Genomic DNA, 16,985 nt, shown 5'->3' with positions numbered 1-16,985 from the left:
ACATGAGCATGGTCCGGACTCCGGTGGCCGAGGTGCCGGGAACCGCGGCGGAGATCCTCGCCCGCGCGAAGGAGCTGGCTCCGCTCCTGCGGGAGAAGTCGGACGAGATCGAGCGGGCACGGCGGCTGCCCGCCGACGTGGTCGACCTGCTGCGCGGTGCAGGGGTCTTCCGGATGGCCTTCGGCCGTGAGTGGGGCGGCCCCGAGCTGACCTCGATGGAGATGACCGAGGTCGTCGAAGCCTTGGCCTACGGGGACGCTTCCGCCGCCTGGTGCGGGGTGATGGGCGCGAGCACGGGCGTCTACAGCGCCTTCCTGGAGCCTGCCGTCGCCAAGGAGATGTTCCCCGGCCCGGACACGATCACCGCCGGGCTGCTCCAGCCCACCGGCCGTGCCGAACGGGTTCCCGGGGGTTTCCGGCTCAGTGGCCGGTGGTCGTTCGGCAGCGGGATCACCCATGCCGACTGGGTGACCTCGGGGGCGTTCATCTACCAGGACGGCGAGCCGTGGGCGAGTCCCGACGGCAGCAACGCGCACGCGTCGCGCCAGTTCCTGGTGCCGCGCGCGCAGGTCGAGGTCATCGACAACTGGGACACCACGGGCATGTGCGGTACGGGCAGCTGCGACTACAAGATGACCGACGTGTTCGTGCCCGAGGAACACACGTACAACTTCGGCACGGTGAAGGGACGACCGGGGCCGCTCGCCCAGCCGGATGCCTTCACCCGCAGCATGTGCGGTGTCGCGCTCGGCGTGGCCCGCGCCGCGCTGGACCACGCCCGGGAAACGGCGCTCACCCGGGTGGACAGGATGACCAACACGCCGTGGGCGGACACCTTCCGCGTGCAGGTTGCCCTCGCGGAGTGCGAAGCCGACTTCAACGCCACCCGCAACGGGGTCTACGCGAGCATGAGCCGACAGTGGGAGGTCCTGGCCGCCGGCGGCACCCTGGACGACCTCACCCCGGTGGAACGGGCCGCGTCACCGCTGTCTTGGGTGCACGCCTTCAGGACCTCGCGGGCGATCGTGAACCGCCTCTACGACCTGCACCAGGCCTGGTCGATCAACCGGTCCTCGCCGATGGACCGCTGGATGCGCGACACCACCACCATGTGCCAGCACGCCACCGCCCAGGACCGCATCCTCCAATCGGCCGGCGCCTACCTGCTGGACTCGAAGCCCGAGTTCGGCATCTGTCTCGGCATCGTCAAGTAGGGCAATCCGCATATTTCACTTCGTACGCCGCGTGGACCCCGAGTACCCGACGGGAGGGGTCCGCGGCGGCCATTCGCCTGCGCGCAGGCCACGGGGGAGGAGAACCGATGGGTAGAGGTCTCGTACTACTGGTCAACCCCAACAAGGTGCACCCGCCGATCGCGCCCTACGCGCTCGACGTGCTCACCACCGCGTTGGAAGCCGCCGACTTCGAGGTCGAGGTGATCGACCTCACCTTCCACCGAGAGGACTGGAAGTCGTACCTGAGCGAGTACTTCGGGGCGCGCAGCCCCCTGCTCGTGGGCGTCACCATCCGCAATACCGATACGGTCTACGCCTTCGAGCAGCGTCCCTTCGTGGGGGAGCACAAGGAGATCATCACCGAGATCAGGCGCCTGACCGACGCCCCGATCATCGGCGGCGGAATCGGTTTCTCGGCCATGCCCTTCGCCCTGGTCGACTACTTCGGCATCGATTTCGGCGTCAAGGGGCCCGGTGAGCAGATCATCTGCGACCTCGCCGACGCGCTGGTCACCGGCCGTGACCCGGGCACGGTGCCCGGGCTCCTGCGCAACGGCCCGCAGGGAGTCACCCGGGTGCCGCCCCCGGCGCTCGTCCCACCGCCCCGCCGCAGCCTGCCGCCGCCGAGCGCCGGGCAGTTCGAGGACCGGGCGTGGCAGGTGGACCGGGCCGGCACGTACCTGCGCCGCTCTGGAGAGCCGCACAAGGTGGACAACCTGCTGTACTACCAGCGCGGCGGACTGGCGGGCATCCTCACCAAGAACGGCTGCACCTACCGCTGTTCACACTGCGTGGAGCCGGACGCCAAGGGCATCCGCTTCGGTCGGCGCGACGTCGCCGCCGTGGTCGACGAGATGCAGTCGCTCGCCGAGCAGGGCATCTTCGACCAGCACACGACCGACAGCGAGTTCAACCTGTCCATCTCCCACGCCAAGAGCCTGCTGCGCGAGATCGTACGGCGCAAACACGCGGATGCCGGGAATCCGCTGAACGAGCTGCGGCTGTGGGTCTACTGCCAGCCCGCCCCGTTCGACGAGGAGTTCGCCGAACTGCTGGCGGCCGCGGGGTGCCGCGGTGTGAACGTGGGTTCCGACCACGTGCGCGCGGACATGCTCAACGGCTGGAAGGTCACGGAGAAGGGCACCACCTACTACTCCTTCGCCGACACGGAGAAGCTGGTCCGGCTCTGCCACGCCAACGGCATGCTGACGATGGTCGAGGCGCTGTTCGGAATGCCCGGCGAGACGCCGCAGAGCATGCGCGAGTGCGTCGAGGCGTTCATGGCGCTGGACGCCACCGTGACCGGGTTCTCCCTGGGGCTGCGCCTCTTCCCCCACACCCCGCTGGGCATCTCGATGGCCGAGCAGTGCGACGGGGTGCGCACGGTGGCGGGCCTGCAATCCAACACCGCCGCCGAGCCGATCGTGCTGAAGCCGCTGGCCAAGTGCTCCGGCCCGGTGGAGTACGAGCGGCAGTTCATGTTCGACGCGTCAGGCAACTTCCGCCTGGTCTGCTACTTCTCGCCCGACCTGCTGGAGGACGCCGCCACGGTCGCCGACCCTTCCGGACGGTGGAGCCGGTCCGTGGAGCTGCTCTGGGAGCTCGTCGATCCCGGTGACTACCACCGGGTGATGCTGCCGACGCTGTCCGGCTCCAGCGAGCACGACAACAACTATGCGGACAACCCGTTCCTGACCAGTCTCAGTGGGCTCGGATACACCGGAGCGTTCTGGGCTCATTGGCGGGACCGAGAAGCAATTCTTCGTCGAGCACAAGAGGTAGGACTAGCAGGATCGATCGGTAGTTGACATGGCCGGATGTGAATGTCATTGCTGACATGATTATCTCGCTCCACGGATATTCCCCTGACCGTTGCGGTATGACTGGCCTCTGCATCACTCTGGTGACGGTCGGTCGGCCTGGGCCGCCGTGAACGATCGAGTCGGGGGGAAGGTATAAATGCATCAGAAAACCAACATCAAGGGGTTGCTCCGGCCACTGTCGTCACCCGATGAGGTGCAAAGGGAGTTCGCGGGCCGACGGCCCGACGGCGATCTCGCGGTCGTCAGTAGACCCCGTACCACCGTCACCGTCGTGCTCGCCGATGCGCAGCCCGCGATCCGCCACGGCGTCCGGTCCGTCCTCGAACGGTCCGGGGGGATAGCCGTCGTCGGCGAAGCCGCCACGGCGGACGAGGTCATCGCCGAGACCTCGCGCTGCCGGCCCCACGTCCTCGTGGTCGACCCGCTGATGGACGAACCCGCTGGAATGCGCGTGATAGCCCAGGTGCTCAGCTTAAGGCCGGAAACCGGTGTCCTCGCCTTCAGTTCGGTCGACGACGACGAGGTCATCACCTCGGCGCTCCAGGCCGGGGCGCGCGGCTATCTCGTCAAGCGGGCCGATGCGGACCAGATCCTGCGCGGCATCCTGGCGGTCGCGGCCGGCGAGGCCATCGTGGACAAGTCGATCGCGGGTCGGCTCGGCGCCCTGATGCGCCAGGCGAGCGGACCGTACTGCTACCCGTTCCCTCAGCTCACCGACCGGGAGCGGGACGTACTGGAACGCATTGCCGCGGGCAAGTCGAATGCGGCCATCGCCCGAGAGCTCGTCCTCGCGTCGAAGACCATCAGCAACCGTGTGTCCGTGATTTTCGGAAAACTCGGTGTGGCCGATCGCGCGCAAGCCATCGTGCTGGCCCGCGACGCCGGCCTGGGACAGGGCTGATGTCAGATTCCCTTTCGACAGGGGAATAGTTCCCCTGTCGAAAGGGAGAGGTCTGCTCCTAGCCTGATCGTCGTCGCCCGCCACGGGAATTGCTCGACGTCGATCGGAGCTGTACGTTGACCGACCTGGAACAAGCCGACGTGACCATTCGCACGGGTGAGCCGGACAATGCGGTCCGGGCCCACGGACTGGATCTCAAACTCCTTCAGCCGTGGCCGGGGCTAGAGGCGCCATTTCGCGGGGCTTGGTGCATTCTGCGTCCCGGCGACGTGTCGGAGGCGCACGCCCATCACGAACGCGAGCTGTTCATCGCCCTGTCCGGCCGTGCCGAAGTGGTCTGCAACGGCCGGCGCCACGCCCTGGCGGCCGGCGACATCGCACTCATGAGGGCCGCAACGGAGCACTTCGTCGTCAACGAGCACGACGAGGACTTCTCGTACTACGCGATCTGGTGGGGGCGGAGCATGTCGGAGGACTTCCTCGCCCACGAGCTGCGGCACGAGGGTGGGGAGACGGACGGAGCGGACTCGACCACGTGATCGACTACGAGGGGCGGAGGTTCCGCACGCCACAGGGCGACACCCGGACCGTCGCCGTCTACCACCAACAGGGCGATCTGGTCTGGGGAGAGGTCGTCGGCGGCGCGGTGCGGCGCGGGTGGACCGTCGGCACGTGCAGGCCGGACGGCACCCTCTCCATGGGCTACACCATCGTGTTCGCGACCGGCGAGGTGGTCTGCGGGCGCACCGTCAACACCCCCGAGGTGGCCGACGACGGCCGCCTGCGGCTGCGCGAGGTCTGGGAGCGCTACGGCCCGCACGCCGCGACCGGGGTCTCCTACATCGAGGAGGTGCGGTGAACGGCGCATCCGAGGCGGACTGGCAGCGTCTGGAGAAGACCGTGGCGGGCCGCGTGCTGCGTCCCGGCGCGTCCGGATTCCGCGCGGCCAGCGCCCCGTTCAACACGCGCTTCGCCTCGACCGCGCCGAGCGGCGTCGTGTCCGCGGCCAACCACGCCGACGTACGGCACGCCATCGAGTGGGCCCGCGACACGGGCGTCCACCTCGTCGCCCGCAGCGGTGGCCACAGTTACGCGGGCCACTCGGTCACCTCCGGTCTGGTCGTCGACCTCAGCGCGCTCAACCGGGTGTCCGTCGACGGCACCACCGGGCTCGTCACGGCCGCGGGCGGCGCTCGCATGGCCGACGTCTACGCCGCGGTCCAACCCCACGAGATGGCGTTCGCGCTGGGCAACGGAGCCTCGGTCGGCATCGCCGGCCTCACGCTCGGCGGTGGCTCCTCCTCCACCTCGCGCAAGCTCGGGCTCACCGCGGACGCGCTCGTACGGACCACCCTCATGACCGCGGACGGGCAGGTGCTGACCTGCGACGAACAGGAGAACCCGGACCTGTACTGGGCCTGCCGCGGCGGTGGCGGCGGGAACTTCGGCATCAACCTCTCCTTCACCTTCCGGGCCACCGCCGTGTCGGACGTCTCCACCTGCCTGCTGCTGTGGGAGGGGGGCGACGCCCCCCGTGCCTTCGCGGCGGTGCAGGAGGTCGCGCTCCGGGCACCGGACGAGTTCTCGGTCCGCCTGGGCGTCAGCGCGGCCGGCGGCTCGGATCCCGTGGTGTCCGCCGTCGGGTTGCACCTCGGCCCCGCGAGCGAACTGCGGGACCTGCTCGCCCCGGTGCTCGCAGCGGTCCGTCCGGTGCGCGAGGACATAGCGGACCGGACGTTCTGGGAGGCCAAGGACTATCTGCTGCACGAGACCTCCGGCGGACCGTTCGCCGTGCGGACCAACTTCGCCACCGGGCCGCTGCCCGCCGAGGCCGTGGCCGCGGTCCTCGCCCGGCTCGAACGCCGGCCGGGCAGTGACAACCCGGACGGCTGCGGTCTGGCCCTGTACACCTGGGGCGGCGCGATCAACCGAGTGGCCCCGGCCGACACCGCGTTCGTCCACCGGGACGCCCGGTTCCTGGTCAGCATGGACACCTCCTGGGCCGAACACGACGGTCCGGCCACCGTCGAAGCCAATCTCCGCTGGCTGGCGGGGCTGCGGGAAGCGGTCGCGCCGTACGTGACCGACGGCGCGTACCAGAACTTCATCGACCCGGACCTGCCCGACTGGCGCACGGCCTATTACGGCGCCAACTATCCGCGGCTCGTGGAGATCAAGAAGCGTGTCGACCCCGACGGCTTCTTCAGCTTCGGACAGAGCATCGGTTCCTGAGCGGACGGGTCGACGCGGCGCCGTCTCCGGCCGGGCGGTCCCGTCCTCATGGAGTTTTCCCCTCCGCTTTGGGTAGGCGGACTCCATGAGCGAGGAGACCCGCACGCTGGTCCTCGGCGGAGGGACCCAGGGCACCGTGACCCGCTGCCGGGACTTCACCCGGCGCGCACTCGTCGACTGGCGCTGGCTCACCGGCCCGGTCGAAGCGGCCGGCCGGGAGGACGACGCGGACCTGCGGGAGGCCGCCGAGGACGTCCTGCTCATCGTGTCCGAACTGGTCAGCAACGCCTGCGTCCATGCGGGCGGGCCCCACGCACTGGCCCTGCGTCGCAGTGCCGCACGGCTGCGCATCGAGGTCGGCGACGGGAGCCCCCAGCACCCCCGTCGCCTGGGGACCGAGGACCCCGCCCTCCCGCTCGGGCACGGCCTGGTCATCCTGGAGCGACTCGCCCGCGCCTGGGGCTGGGAGCCCTACGCCGACGGGCGCATCGGCAAGACGGTGTGGGCGGAAGTCCCCGTTCCGGTGGGGCGTCCGCCGCTGCCCCCGGCCCCGGTCACGGGTCTTCCAGGAGGCTCGTCCGCAGGGCGGCCAGGGTCCGGTTGAGCAGCCGCGACACGTGCATCTGCGACAGCCCCAGCCGATCGCCGATCTCGGACTGCGTCAGCCCCTCGCCGAAGCGCAGCGAGAGCAGCGTGCGTTCCCGCGCGGGCAGTCCGGCCAGGATCGGCTTGAGGGACTCCAGGCACTCGATCTTGTCGTACGCCGTCTCCTCCATGCCGAGCGAGGGCCGCTCGGCATGGCCCTCCCGGTCGCCGTCCTCCTGTGAGGTCGGTGCGTCGAGGGAGCGTGCGGAGTAGGCGTGCGCGGCCCTCTGCCCCTCCGCGAGCTCCTCGCAGGTGACCTGGAGCTGCCCGGCCAGTTCGGCGTCCGTGGGCTCGCGCCCGAGGTCCTGCTCCAGGGCGTCGTGGGCCTTGGCGGCATCGAGCCGCAGCTCCTGGAGCCGCCGGGGCACCTTGACCGCCCAGCTGGTGTCGCGGAAGAAACGCTTGACCTCGCCGACGATGGTCGGGATCGCGAAGGTGGTGAACCCCACCCCCCGCTCCGGGTCGAACCGGTTGATCGCCTTGATCAGACCGATCGTGCCGACCTGGACGATGTCCTCCATCGGCTCGCTCCGGCCGCGGAACCGACGGGCAGCGTATTTCACCAGGCTCAGGTTGAGCTCCACGAGGGTGTTGCGGACGTAGGAGTACTCGGCGCTGCCCTCTTCGAGGCTCCGCAGCCGGTGGAACAGTGCCTCCGACAGCGTCCGGGCCTCGCCGGTGCTCACACTCAGCGTGTCCTGCGGTATGCCTTCGGTGACCTGTGCGTACAGCATGTGGGCTCCTCCGACGGGTGGTCGCACCGCGTGCCTCCGTGCGGCACGGCCGTCTCGTGAGCTGTCCTCCGGGATATACCCCCGTCCGGGGGGCCTGAAGCCGCGGCGGCGGCGCCGAGCGGCTCACGCGCCTGCCGTCGGGGAGCGCAGGGCCTGGCGCACCGACCAGAGGACCGATACCAGCGGCACCGCCACCACCGCGCCCAGCACGCCTGCGGCGATGGCGCCCGCGACCACGGACAGGGCCACCACCAGCGGGTGGAGGCGTACCGCCCAGCTCATCAGCAGCGGGTGCAGCAGGTGTCCCTCGATCTGCCCGATGATCACGATCAGGGCGACCACGAGTGCGGCGACCAGCGGACCCTTGGCCGCCAGCGCGACCACCACGGCCACCGCCAGGGCGACCGGAGAGCCGATCAGCGGGATGAACGCGGCGAAGAACTCCAGCAGCGCGAGCGGCACGGCCAGCGGCACACCCAGGGCGTAGAGCGCCACGCCCACGAGGACCGCGTTGGTCGCGGCGACGAGCACGATGCCGTGGGTGTATCCGGTGAACGTCCGCCACGCCGCGCGCCCCGCCACCGCCAGCCGCTCCTGGCCGCCCCGCGGGAACTGGCTGCACAGCCACTGCCACTGCCGGTCACCCGAATAGATGAAGAAGACCGAGCAGAACAGCGACAGCGCCACCACGGTGAGGGCCGCCACGAGCCGCCCGGCGCCACTCACGGCCGTGCTGAGCAGGGTCGCGCGATGACTGGAGAGGTACGAACCGATCCGGTCCCGCAGGTCGCTCAGCGCATGGGGGCTCAACCGCAGGGGCGGCTGCTCCAGCAGGGGCTGGAGGCGGTCCAGCCCCACTCGGAACTCGGCCACGAGCGAGTTCCATTCCGCGGCCACGGTCTCCCCGACGAAAGCGAGCGCGCCGAGCGCGAGCACGATGCTCCCCACCAGCGAGCAGGCCACGGCGAGCGAGCGCGGAATCCAGCGGGCCAGCAGATCGGCCACCGGGCGCAGCAGCGCGGCCACGACCAGGCCGAGGAAGACGGCCAGTCCGACCTCGTGGAAGCGACCCAGCACGATGAACACCACGTACACGAGGGCGCCCACCACCAGCAGCCGCCAGGCGTGCTCCGAGGCAGTGCGTAGGAGCGGCGACACGGAGGACCCGGACGGTCCGACGGTCGGCCGCCCGCCCGGCCGCGGGCCCCTTACGCGCCGGGCGGTCACCCGTACGGGGGATTGCTGGCCCTCCGTACGCGGCCCGTTCGGGCGGGGCTCCGGCCGCCCTGCGGATCGCCTGGTCATGTACCGCCTCTGCCGTGGCCCAATAGGTATATTTCCCCACGAACTGCCACGCTGGGACTGGTGCTGCACGCATGCGGGACCAGATTCGCCCGAAGGAACCGCCGAATGCCCACCCCCGGGACGGGCTCGCCTCCCGTGCTGGACGAGGCGCCCGCCGGGCAGGCGCAGGACCCGCGCAACCGCACCGATCGGCGCCGACCGCGCCGACGCCCTGAACCGGAGGAGGTGGACCTGGTGCGCACCGCCTTTCTGATGGCGCCCGAAGGCGTCGAGGAGATCGAGCTCACCGAACCCTGGAAGGCCGTGATCAGGGCCGGATGGAACCCGCAATTGGTCTCGACCAGAGCGGGGCAGGTACGCGCGTACCACCACCTGGAGAAGGCGGGCCGGTTCACCGTCGACCACGTGCTCGCGGGCGACACCGCCGAGGCCTTCGACGCACTCGTCCTACCCGGTGGCCTCGCCAACCCGGACGCGCTGCGGACGGACCGGCGGGCCGTGGGCTTCGTCCGGAGCTTCTTCGAGGCCGGCAAACCCGTCGCGGCGATCTGTCACGCCCCCTGGATGCTGGTGGAGGCCGACGTCGTCCGGGACAGGACGCTGACCTCCTGGCCGAGCCTGGCCACGGACGTCCGCAACGCGGGCGGTACCTGGGTCGACGAGGAGGTCCACGTCTGTCGCGCCGCCCCGTCCACGCTGGTCACCAGCCGCAAGCCGGCCGATCTGGACGCCTTCTGCGCTGCCCTCGTCAAGGAGTTCGTCGCGACATGATCACGGTCGGGGTTGAGGAAGAGTACGTGCTGTTGGACGCCGTCACCCATCTGCCGGTGGCCCGGGCGGAGGACGTACGGGCCGCAGGGGGCCTCGCGTCCCTGGTGGACGAGGGCGAGGTGCAGAACGAGCTGCTCCAGGCGCAGGTCGAGGTCGCCACGCCCATCTGCACGGACCTGGAGGAGGTGGGCGGGCACCTGCTGCGCCTGCGGCACGCGCTGGGAGCCGCCGCGGACGAGCACGGCTGTCTGCTCGCCACCTCCGCCACGGCGCCGCTGAGAGACGCGGAGGTGCCAGTTCCGGTCACCCAGAAGCCGCGCTACCTCAAGATGCGCGAGGAAGCCCGCAGGCTGGTGGACGAGCAGCTGATCAACGGCATGCACGTGCACGTGGCGGTGCCCGACCGGGAGATGGGCGTCGCCGCCCTGAACCGACTGCGCGTATGGCTTCCGACGCTGCTCGCCATGTCGGCGAACTCGCCCCTGTGGGACGGGCGTGACACCGGATTCGCCAGCTGGCGCACCATCGTCTTCGGCCGTTGGCCGGTCAGCGGCCCGCCACCGTACTTTCGTACGCTCGCCGACTACGAGCAACGCATCGACGCGCTGATGGAGGCGGGGGTGATCGCGGACCGGGGGCAGGTGTACTGGCAGGCCCGGCTGTCCGAGCGCTACCCCACGCTGGAGGTGCGCTGCCTGGACGTGCAGTTGGACGCGACCGAGGCAGTCCTGCTCACCGGGATCATCCGCGGACTGCTCAGCACCGCGATCGCCGAGGAGAAGGCCGGCGCCGCACCGGTGGAGTGCGCCCCCGAGCTACTGCAGGCCGCGATGTGGCACGCCGCCCGGCACGGCCTCGACAGCACGCTCGTCGATCCGATGGGGCACAACCGCAGCGCCGGCGACGTGCTCTGCCTGCTGATGCAGTACATCACCCCCGCCCTGGAGGAGGCCGGGGACCTGCGCGAGGTGAGCGCCCTGCTGCACCGGCTCCTCCAACAGGGCACGCCCGCGGACCGGCAGCGCAGGGCCCTCGCGCAGGGCGGCATGCCGGCCCTCGCCGACCTGATCACCGCACAGCTCCCCGGAGCCGGCGGCTGACCCCCGCCGGCCCGCACATCCGGCCCGGCCCGGGTCCCTCCGCGGCGCGCCGCCCGACCGTGACGCCCCGCAACCTGTAGGGGAGTGGGATACAAGCACGGCGGCCGCCCGTTCTCGACGCGGCGAGAATCTGGAGGACGGATGACGTCACTGGACGGACCACCGCACGCGACACCCCCCGTCGAAGGCACCGAACCCGTCGAGCGGCGCACCTCACGACGTGTCGGGCAAGGCGCGGCGGTAGTGCGCTGGCTGTCGACCACCGACCACAAGGTGATCGGCAACCTCTACCTCGTGACGGCCTTCGCCTACTTCCTGTTCGGTGGGGTGCTGGCCCTGCTGATGCGCGCAGAGCTCGCCCGCCCCGGAACGCAGATCTTCTCGAACCAGCAGTACAACGAACTGTTCACCGTCCACGGCACGATCATGATGCTGCTGTTCGCGACCCCGACCTTCACTGGTTTCGCCAACGCGGTCATGCCGCTGCAGATCGGCGCGCCCGACGTGGCCTTTCCGCGGCTCAACGCCTTCACCTACTGGGTGTACCTCTTCGGTGGACTCCTGGTCGTCTCCGGCTTCCTGACGCCGGACGGGGCCGCGGCCTTCGGCTGGTTCGCCTACGCACCCCTCAACGGGGCCCCGTACTCACCGGGCTCCGGCGCCGACCTGTGGATCATGGGACTGGCCGTATCGGGTCTGAGCACCATCCTCGGCGCGGTCAACTTCATCACCACCATCGTCTGCCTGCGCGCGCCGGGCATGACGCTGTTCCGCATGCCGATCTTCACCTGGAACGTGCTCTTCACGTCCATCCTGGCGCTCCTGGCCTTCCCCGTACTGACCGCCGCCCTGCTGGTCCTGGAAGCGGACCGGAAGTTCGGCGCGCACGTCTTCGACCCGGCCAACGGGGGTGCGCTGCTGTGGCAGCACCTCTTCTGGTTCTTCGGTCATCCGGAGGTGTACATCGTCGCCCTGCCGTTCTTCGGCGTGGTGAGCGAGATCCTCCCGGTCTTCAGCCGGAAGCCGATGTTCGGCTACGTGTCCCTGATCGCCGCCACGATCGCCATCACCGGCCTGTCCGCGACGGTGTGGGCGCACCACATGTTCGCCACGGGCGCGGTCCTGCTGCCCTTCTTCTCCCTCCTGTCCTTCCTGATCGCCGTCCCGACGGGGGTGAAGTTCTTCAACTGGATCGGGACCATGTGGAAGGGGTCGCTGTCCTTCGAAACGCCGATGCTGTGGTCGGTCGGCTTCCTCGTCACGTTCCTCCTCGGGGGGCTGACGGGCGTTCTGGTGGCCTCGCCGCCGATGGACTTCCACCTGACGGACAGCTACTTCGTCGTCGCCCACCTGCACTACGTCCTCTTCGGCACGATCGTGTTCGCCACCTTCGGCGGCTTCTACTTCTGGTGGCCCAAGCTCACCGGCCGGATGCTCGACGAGCGGCTCGGGAAGATCCACTTCTGGACGCTGTTCATCGGCTTCCAGACCACGTTCCTGGTCCAGCACTGGCTCGGAGAGGCGGGCATGCCCCGCCGGTACGCGGACTACTTGGCGAGCGACGGCTTCACCGCCCTCAACACGGTCTCCAGCATCGGTGCCTTCCTCCTGGGCCTGTCCACGCTGCCGTTCCTCTACAACGTGTGGAAGACCCAGCGCCACGGCGAGCGGGTCACCGTCGACGACCCCTGGGGATGGGGCCGTTCGCTCGAATGGGCGACCGGCTGTCCGCCGCCGCGGCACAACTTCGGCGTCCTGCCCCGGATCCGCTCCGAGTCCCCGGCCTTCGACCTGCACCACCCGGAGGTGCCCCGTGAAGACTGAGGCCTGGCTCTTCACCGGCACGGCCCTGTTCTTCGGGGCCACGACCGCCGTCTACGGATGGTTCTCCGCGGAGCCGGCAGGAACTGCCGCCCTGGGCGTGTCCTTCCTCATGGCGAGCCTGGTCGCCGCGTTCTTCTGGCGCCAACACCGGCGCGGCGGAGAGCGGCCGGAGGACCGCAGTACGGGAGAGGTGCGGGAAGCGGCCGGCCGGCGGGGATTCTTTCCGGCCCGCAGCTACTTCCCGGTCGTGGCCGCCGCGGGCAGCGCGCTGGTGGGGCTGGGCGTGGTGCAGGGGCTGTGGTTGTGCCTCATCGGGTGCGGGGTGCTGCTGCCCGGGGTCCTGGGCTTCGCCTTCCAGGACCTCGACCACCCCGAGTAGCCGGGCCCGGGCCTGAGCCCGGCCGCGTACCGGTCTTGCTCAGCCGTCCGATCCGTCCGATCCGTCCGATCCGTGCGACGGGCGGTCCGGTCCTGCGACGATGGCCGTGGCCTTGCGCCGCTGTGAGGGGGTCGTCGGAAGGATGACCCGATCCCGGTAGTACCAGGAGCCGATCGCCGCCCGCGAGCGGTTCACCAGGACCCGCAGCCGCCCGCCGCCCGCGGAGGAGGGCGCTCGCCGGGGCTGCGGCCGTTCCCGTACGAGCAGGCCGTACCGCTCGTCGGCCGACAGGGGCCGGTGCTCCGGGTGGAAGCCGCCCCCGGCGTCCTGGCGCACGAGCCCGGACTCGACGCCCCCGGCCAGGCGGCCCGCCTCCTGCGCCTGAAGGGCCAGACACAGCCGCCTGGTCAGCCAGAACGCCGCCACCGGAACCACGAAGAAGGCGGCGCGCAGCACCCACGTCACCGCACTCACGGACACGTCGAAGACGAACGCCACGATGTCCTGACCGCCCGCCACGAGCAGCACCGCGTAGCACGAGAGGGCCGCCACCCCGAGTCCCGTGCGCACCGGCCGGTCGCGCGGCCGGTCGCACAGGTGCCGCTCGCCCGTCCCGCTGGTGATCCAGCGCTCGAAGAAGGGGTAGGCGTACAGGGCGGTGAAGAGCATCCCGGGCAGCAGTACGCCCGTCACCAGCGGGTTCCAGCTCAGGGTATGGCCCCAGGCACGGGTCTCCACACCGGGCATCAGCCGCAGCGCCCCCTCCAGGAACCCGATGTACCAGTCCGGTTGGGAGCCGGTGGAGACCAGATCGGGGCGGTAGGGGCCGTACACCCAGATGGGGTTGACCTGCGCCACGGCTCCGAGGCAGGTCAGCACGCCGAAGACGGTGAAGAACAGCCCGCCGGACTTGGCCATGTACTGGGGGAACAGCGGGAGGCCCACGACATTGCGGCCGGTCCTGCCGCGTCCCGGCCACTGGGTGTGCTTCAGCACGAAGACCAGCACGACGTGCACGGTGACCAGGGCCAGCAGTAGGCCGGGGACGAGCAGGATGTGCACGGGGTAGAGCCGGGACACGATGTCGTCACCGGGGAACTCGCCGCCGAAGGCGAACATGCTGAGGTAGGTGCCGACGAGTGGTACGGAGAGCATGATCCCCTGGGCGATGCGCAGGCCGGTACCGGACAGCAGGTCGTCGGGGAGCGAGTAGCCGGCGAACCCCTCCAGCAGCGCCAGCAGGAACAGCGTGACGCCGACCGTCCAGTTGGCCTCGCGCGGGCGCCGGAACGCGCCGGTGAAGAACACGCGCAGCATGTGGGCGCCGATGGCGGCGATGAAGACGATCGCCGCCCAGTGGTGGACCTGTCGGATCAGCAGCCCGCCGCGCACGTCGAAGCTGATCCGCAGGGTGGAGAGGTAGGCCTGCGACATCCGCACCCCTTGCAGGGGCGTGTACGAGCCGCGATAGACCGCCTCCGCCATCGAGGGGTCGAAGAAGAAGGTCAGGAACACCCCGGTGAGCAGCAGGACGACCAAGCTGTACAGGGCCAGCTCGCCCAGCAGGAACGACCAGTGGTCGGGAAACACCTTGCGCAGGACCGCACGGGTGAGCTCCGCCAGGGGGAGCCTGGCGTCCAGCCCGCCGGCGCCGCGCAGTGCGGTGCGCTTCGTTCCCTCCCCCAAGCCTGACTTCCGTGTCGACGTCGGCACCGCGTGTACCTCCTGTGTCGCCCGGAGTGCGCCCCACGCTACCGAACGTCACGATTCAGGGGCAATGCAGACACGGCGGACATGGGTGGTGACGGATGATGGGAGGGGAGAACCGGCTGCTCCGGCCGGCCGGAGCAGCTGCGCCCCCGACGTGCGCGGGAATACCGCCGCCGCGAGGATGGGCGGGACGAAGGACGGAGCGTGAGTGGTGGAGATTTCTACGAGGGAGGTCTTCGGCGCCCCGTGCTGGGTCAGCCTGATGGCCCGTGATCTCCAAGGAGCCCAGCAGTTCTACGGTGCGGTCCTCGGCTGGAAGTTCAGACCCGCCCGACTCGGTGAGGGATGGACGGTCGCCGCGTTGGACGGGGTGCCGGTGGCCGGCATCGGGACGCTGACCGCGGATTTCCCGATCGCCGTGGCGTGGACGCCGTACTTCGCCGTCGACGACGCCGACGTGGTGGTGGACCGGATCCGCGAACGCAGCGGCACGATCGCGGTCGGCCCGGTCTCCTTCCCCTCCGGCGGCCGGGGTGCGCTGGCCGCCGACCGGGACGGGGCCGTTTTCGGGATCTGGGAAGGCGGCGTGTCGGCCGACTGGCGGGTGGGCCGGGGCCCGGCACCGGCCTGGCTGGAGCTGCGGACCAGGGACGGCTTCGAGGCGGCGATCTTCTACGGTGAGGTGCTGGAGTGGGCCACCGGCCGCCCCGGGTGCTGCGAGGTCTCCTACGAGGACGACCAGGTCGTCCTGCGGCAGGCGGGCGAGCCCGTCGCCCGCCTGAACGGCGGGATCATCGAGGGCGCGTTGCACGCCCCGGAGACCAGGCCCCGGTGGCACGTCTACTTCCGCGTCCCGGACCTCGACGAGGCCATCGAGGCGGCCACCGCAGCCGGCGGGACCACGCTGTCGACCATCGTCTCCAGCGCCACCGACCGCTGGGTCTCCCTGCGCGATCCCGAGGGGGCGATGTTCACCCTCACGGTGGCCCGTGCGCCCTCCGACTGACGCCGGGTCGCCGTCGCCGTGACCTCCGCGCCCCGTGTCCACGGAAGTCACGGGAGCGCCCGCCCCGACCCCGCGGTGCCCGGCGCCGGGCACCAATGGCCCACCGCGCTCGCGGGCCGTGGGCCGGCGGTGTCCGCTGGCAGGGTGAAGCAGGTGTTCTCCCTGCCCGGCCGCCGGTGGTGGGCGGGTCTGCCGCCGGCCGCGGATGCCGCCGTCATGGCCGCCGGCATCCTTTCCGCCGGCCTGTACCTCATCGGGTCCGAGGGCGCTCGCCGCCGAGCTGCGCCGCTGGCGCCCGCACGTCGGCCGTAGCCGCCCGGGAGTCACAGCGCTAGGAGCGGCGTGTTACGGCCGCGTTCAGGGCGCCCGCCACGGCAGTCCACACGAGCAGGACCACCGTCAGTGCCAGGGCCCAGGCCGATCCGTGGTGCAGCGTCAGCAGCCCGCCGGTCAGCGCTCCGCAGAACAGCACCATCACCGACACCAGCCGCCGTACCGCGGCGTGATCCCACGCGCTGGCGGCCAGGCCGGTGAGCGCCCGGGTGACGACGCCGGTGGTCAGATCGGGCACGGCCAGCCGGAAGACGACGGAGTTCTGCAGGCCCATGCCGAGGGCGAGCAGCACCACGGCCGGCAGTCGGCCCGCGTTGCTCGCCGTCAGAGCGAGCGCGGTGGCCACCAGTACGGCCTGGGCCGCCACCAGCGGCGCGAACATCCGCGCCGGCTCCCGGCCGAGACGCAACCGGCCGGCGGTGAACGCCCCGGACAGGAAGCCGAAGAGCGCCAAGAGGGAGGCCACGACCGACAGTTCGCCGTCACCGGCGAGCGCGAACCCGAGCAGGACCACGTTGCCGGTCATGTTGGCGACGAAGACGTGGTCGAGCGAGAGGAAGCTCACCGCGTCCACCACCCCGCTCACGAAGGTGAGCGCGACCAGCAGCGGCGGCAGCGTCCCGTGGGGCGCGTTCCCGCTCTCCGGCTCCGGCGGAAACAGCAGTGCGGCCAACGGCCGCAGGATCCCGCGCCGCTCGGCAGTCATCGCACGCCTTCCTGTCCAGGTGGGCCCGGCGGGCGCACACCCGATCCGCAGGACCAGGACCAGGACCAGGACCAGGATGAGGGGGACGGGGACGGGGAGTGGGGGCGCCGGTCGGCAGAGAGCGTAGCGGCGCGGGCAGCGGCCGTGAGCGAGCGACCCGCTGCCCGCGACCCGCTCCCGTGGCGACTGATGCTCCTATTGGCAGTCAAGGGCTGCTGAGAACCTGAGGGTGGCCCGGTCAGGTTTGGTTGGGGTGCAGGGCGACACTGTCCGATCCGACG

At 70.6% G+C, this 16,985-nt stretch carries 17 protein-coding genes; 13 read left to right on the top strand and 4 right to left on the bottom strand.

The window, feature by feature from the left end; translation table 11 throughout:
• The first annotated feature begins 2 nt into the window (after positions 1-2).
• From ABZZ20_RS26620 to ABZZ20_RS26590, 7 genes are all read left to right on the top strand, one after another.
• Positions 3-1,214 (top strand): acyl-CoA dehydrogenase family protein, encoded by a 1,212-nt coding sequence (locus ABZZ20_RS26620; RefSeq protein WP_356873740.1) that lies wholly within the window; start codon positions 3-5, stop codon positions 1,212-1,214.
• Positions 1,215-1,321: 107 nt separating this feature from the next.
• A complete protein-coding gene (gene tsrT, locus ABZZ20_RS26615) occupies positions 1,322-3,043 on the top strand; it encodes a tryptophan 2-C-methyltransferase (RefSeq protein WP_356873738.1) in 1,722 nt (573 codons plus the stop codon).
• A 151-nt stretch (positions 3,044-3,194) separates the two neighbouring features.
• Positions 3,195-3,959, top strand: a complete 765-nt coding sequence (locus tag ABZZ20_RS26610) for a response regulator transcription factor (protein WP_356873736.1) — start codon at positions 3,195-3,197, stop codon at positions 3,957-3,959.
• A gap of 140 nt (positions 3,960-4,099) precedes the next feature.
• On the top strand, positions 4,100-4,498 hold the full coding sequence (locus tag ABZZ20_RS26605) for a cupin domain-containing protein (RefSeq protein ID WP_356873734.1): 399 nt from the start codon (positions 4,100-4,102) through the stop codon (positions 4,496-4,498).
• The gene (locus ABZZ20_RS26600) at positions 4,495-4,818 is read left to right on the top strand and encodes a hypothetical protein (protein ID WP_356873732.1); all 324 of its coding nucleotides are present in this window, start codon (positions 4,495-4,497) and stop codon (positions 4,816-4,818) included. Before ABZZ20_RS26605 ends, ABZZ20_RS26600 begins: the two co-directional genes overlap by 4 nt.
• Complete coding sequence (locus tag ABZZ20_RS26595; RefSeq protein ID WP_356873730.1) at positions 4,815-6,191, top strand: FAD-binding oxidoreductase; 1,377 nt, start codon at positions 4,815-4,817, stop codon at positions 6,189-6,191. The genes ABZZ20_RS26600 and ABZZ20_RS26595 overlap by 4 nt, the downstream gene beginning before the upstream one ends.
• 85 nt (positions 6,192-6,276) lie before the next feature.
• Positions 6,277-6,795 carry an ATP-binding protein gene (locus ABZZ20_RS26590; protein ID WP_356873728.1) on the top strand — a complete coding sequence of 173 codons (519 nt, stop codon included), beginning with the start codon at positions 6,277-6,279 and terminating at the stop codon, positions 6,793-6,795.
• Here ABZZ20_RS26590 and ABZZ20_RS26585 read toward each other — a convergent pair.
• Positions 6,746-7,570 carry a SigB/SigF/SigG family RNA polymerase sigma factor gene (locus ABZZ20_RS26585; RefSeq protein WP_356873726.1) on the bottom strand — a complete coding sequence of 275 codons (825 nt, stop codon included), beginning with the start codon at positions 7,568-7,570 and terminating at the stop codon, positions 6,746-6,748. The two genes, ABZZ20_RS26590 and ABZZ20_RS26585, sit on opposite strands and share 50 nt — an antisense overlap.
• Before the next feature lie 123 nt (positions 7,571-7,693).
• Positions 7,694-8,728, bottom strand: a complete 1,035-nt coding sequence (locus ABZZ20_RS26580) for an AI-2E family transporter (protein ID WP_356873724.1) — start codon at positions 8,726-8,728, stop codon at positions 7,694-7,696.
• Positions 8,729-9,109: 381 nt separating this feature from the next.
• Here ABZZ20_RS26580 and ABZZ20_RS26575 point away from each other — a divergent pair, with 381 nt between their 5' ends.
• The 4 genes from ABZZ20_RS26575 to ABZZ20_RS26560 all read left to right on the top strand — a co-directional run bounded on the left by ABZZ20_RS26575 (position 9,110) and on the right by ABZZ20_RS26560 (position 12,949).
• Positions 9,110-9,646: a type 1 glutamine amidotransferase domain-containing protein gene (locus tag ABZZ20_RS26575; protein ID WP_356873895.1), complete on the top strand. Its 537-nt coding sequence runs from the start codon at positions 9,110-9,112 to the stop codon at positions 9,644-9,646.
• A complete protein-coding gene (locus ABZZ20_RS26570) occupies positions 9,643-10,746 on the top strand; it encodes a glutamate--cysteine ligase (protein ID WP_356873722.1) in 1,104 nt (367 codons plus the stop codon). The genes ABZZ20_RS26575 and ABZZ20_RS26570 overlap by 4 nt, the downstream gene beginning before the upstream one ends.
• Before the next feature lie 141 nt (positions 10,747-10,887).
• Entirely contained in the window at positions 10,888-12,570 is a 1,683-nt protein-coding gene (gene ctaD, locus ABZZ20_RS26565; RefSeq protein WP_356873720.1) for a cytochrome c oxidase subunit I, read from the top strand.
• Positions 12,560-12,949 (top strand): cytochrome c oxidase subunit 4, encoded by a 390-nt coding sequence (locus ABZZ20_RS26560; RefSeq protein ID WP_356873718.1) that lies wholly within the window; start codon positions 12,560-12,562, stop codon positions 12,947-12,949. Before ctaD ends, ABZZ20_RS26560 begins: the two co-directional genes overlap by 11 nt.
• Before the next feature lie 39 nt (positions 12,950-12,988).
• On the opposite strand, the gene ABZZ20_RS26555 is transcribed toward ABZZ20_RS26560, so the two are convergent.
• Positions 12,989-14,635 carry a ubiquinol-cytochrome c reductase cytochrome b subunit gene (locus ABZZ20_RS26555; RefSeq protein WP_356873716.1) on the bottom strand — a complete coding sequence of 549 codons (1,647 nt, stop codon included), beginning with the start codon at positions 14,633-14,635 and terminating at the stop codon, positions 12,989-12,991.
• 286 nt (positions 14,636-14,921) lie between these two features.
• On the opposite strand from ABZZ20_RS26555, the gene ABZZ20_RS26550 reads away from it, so the two are divergent.
• Positions 14,922-15,665: a VOC family protein gene (locus ABZZ20_RS26550; protein WP_356873893.1), complete on the top strand. Its 744-nt coding sequence runs from the start codon at positions 14,922-14,924 to the stop codon at positions 15,663-15,665.
• 144 nt (positions 15,666-15,809) lie between these two features.
• Positions 15,810-15,977 carry a hypothetical protein gene (locus ABZZ20_RS26545; protein ID WP_356873714.1) on the top strand — a complete coding sequence of 56 codons (168 nt, stop codon included), beginning with the start codon at positions 15,810-15,812 and terminating at the stop codon, positions 15,975-15,977.
• A gap of 19 nt (positions 15,978-15,996) precedes the next feature.
• Here ABZZ20_RS26545 and ABZZ20_RS26540 read toward each other — a convergent pair whose 3' ends face one another.
• The gene (locus ABZZ20_RS26540) at positions 15,997-16,704 is read right to left on the bottom strand and encodes a YoaK family protein (RefSeq protein WP_356873712.1); all 708 of its coding nucleotides are present in this window, start codon (positions 16,702-16,704) and stop codon (positions 15,997-15,999) included.
• Positions 16,705-16,985: the final 281 nt, after the last annotated feature.

Origin of the sequence: Streptomyces sp. NPDC006430 (assembly GCF_040612395.1) — a bacterium.
Lineage (GTDB): Bacteria > Actinomycetota > Actinomycetes > Streptomycetales > Streptomycetaceae > Streptomyces.
Note: the sequence above shows the minus strand (reverse complement) of the source record. Positions and strands in the feature narration are given on the sequence as shown.

Bases quoted from the DNA above. Each gene is read 5' to 3' on its own strand.
- ABZZ20_RS26540 (WP_356873712.1), bottom strand. From the start codon at position 16,704: ATGACTGCCGAGCGGCGCGGGATCCTGCGGCCGTTGGCCGCACTGCTG.
- ABZZ20_RS26550 (WP_356873893.1), top strand. From the start codon at position 14,922: ATGGCCCGTGATCTCCAAGGAGCCCAGCAGTTCTACGGTGCGGTCCTC.
- ABZZ20_RS26585 (WP_356873726.1), bottom strand. From the start codon at position 7,570: ATGCTGTACGCACAGGTCACCGAAGGCATACCGCAGGACACGCTGAGT.
- ABZZ20_RS26610 (WP_356873736.1), top strand. From the start codon at position 3,195: ATGCATCAGAAAACCAACATCAAGGGGTTGCTCCGGCCACTGTCGTCA.
- ABZZ20_RS26590 (WP_356873728.1), top strand. From the start codon at position 6,277: ATGAGCGAGGAGACCCGCACGCTGGTCCTCGGCGGAGGGACCCAGGGC.
- ABZZ20_RS26570 (WP_356873722.1), top strand. From the start codon at position 9,643: ATGATCACGGTCGGGGTTGAGGAAGAGTACGTGCTGTTGGACGCCGTC.
- ABZZ20_RS26620 (WP_356873740.1), top strand. From the start codon at position 3: ATGAGCATGGTCCGGACTCCGGTGGCCGAGGTGCCGGGAACCGCGGCG.
- ctaD (WP_356873720.1), top strand. From the start codon at position 10,888: ATGACGTCACTGGACGGACCACCGCACGCGACACCCCCCGTCGAAGGC.
- tsrT (WP_356873738.1), top strand. From the start codon at position 1,322: ATGGGTAGAGGTCTCGTACTACTGGTCAACCCCAACAAGGTGCACCCG.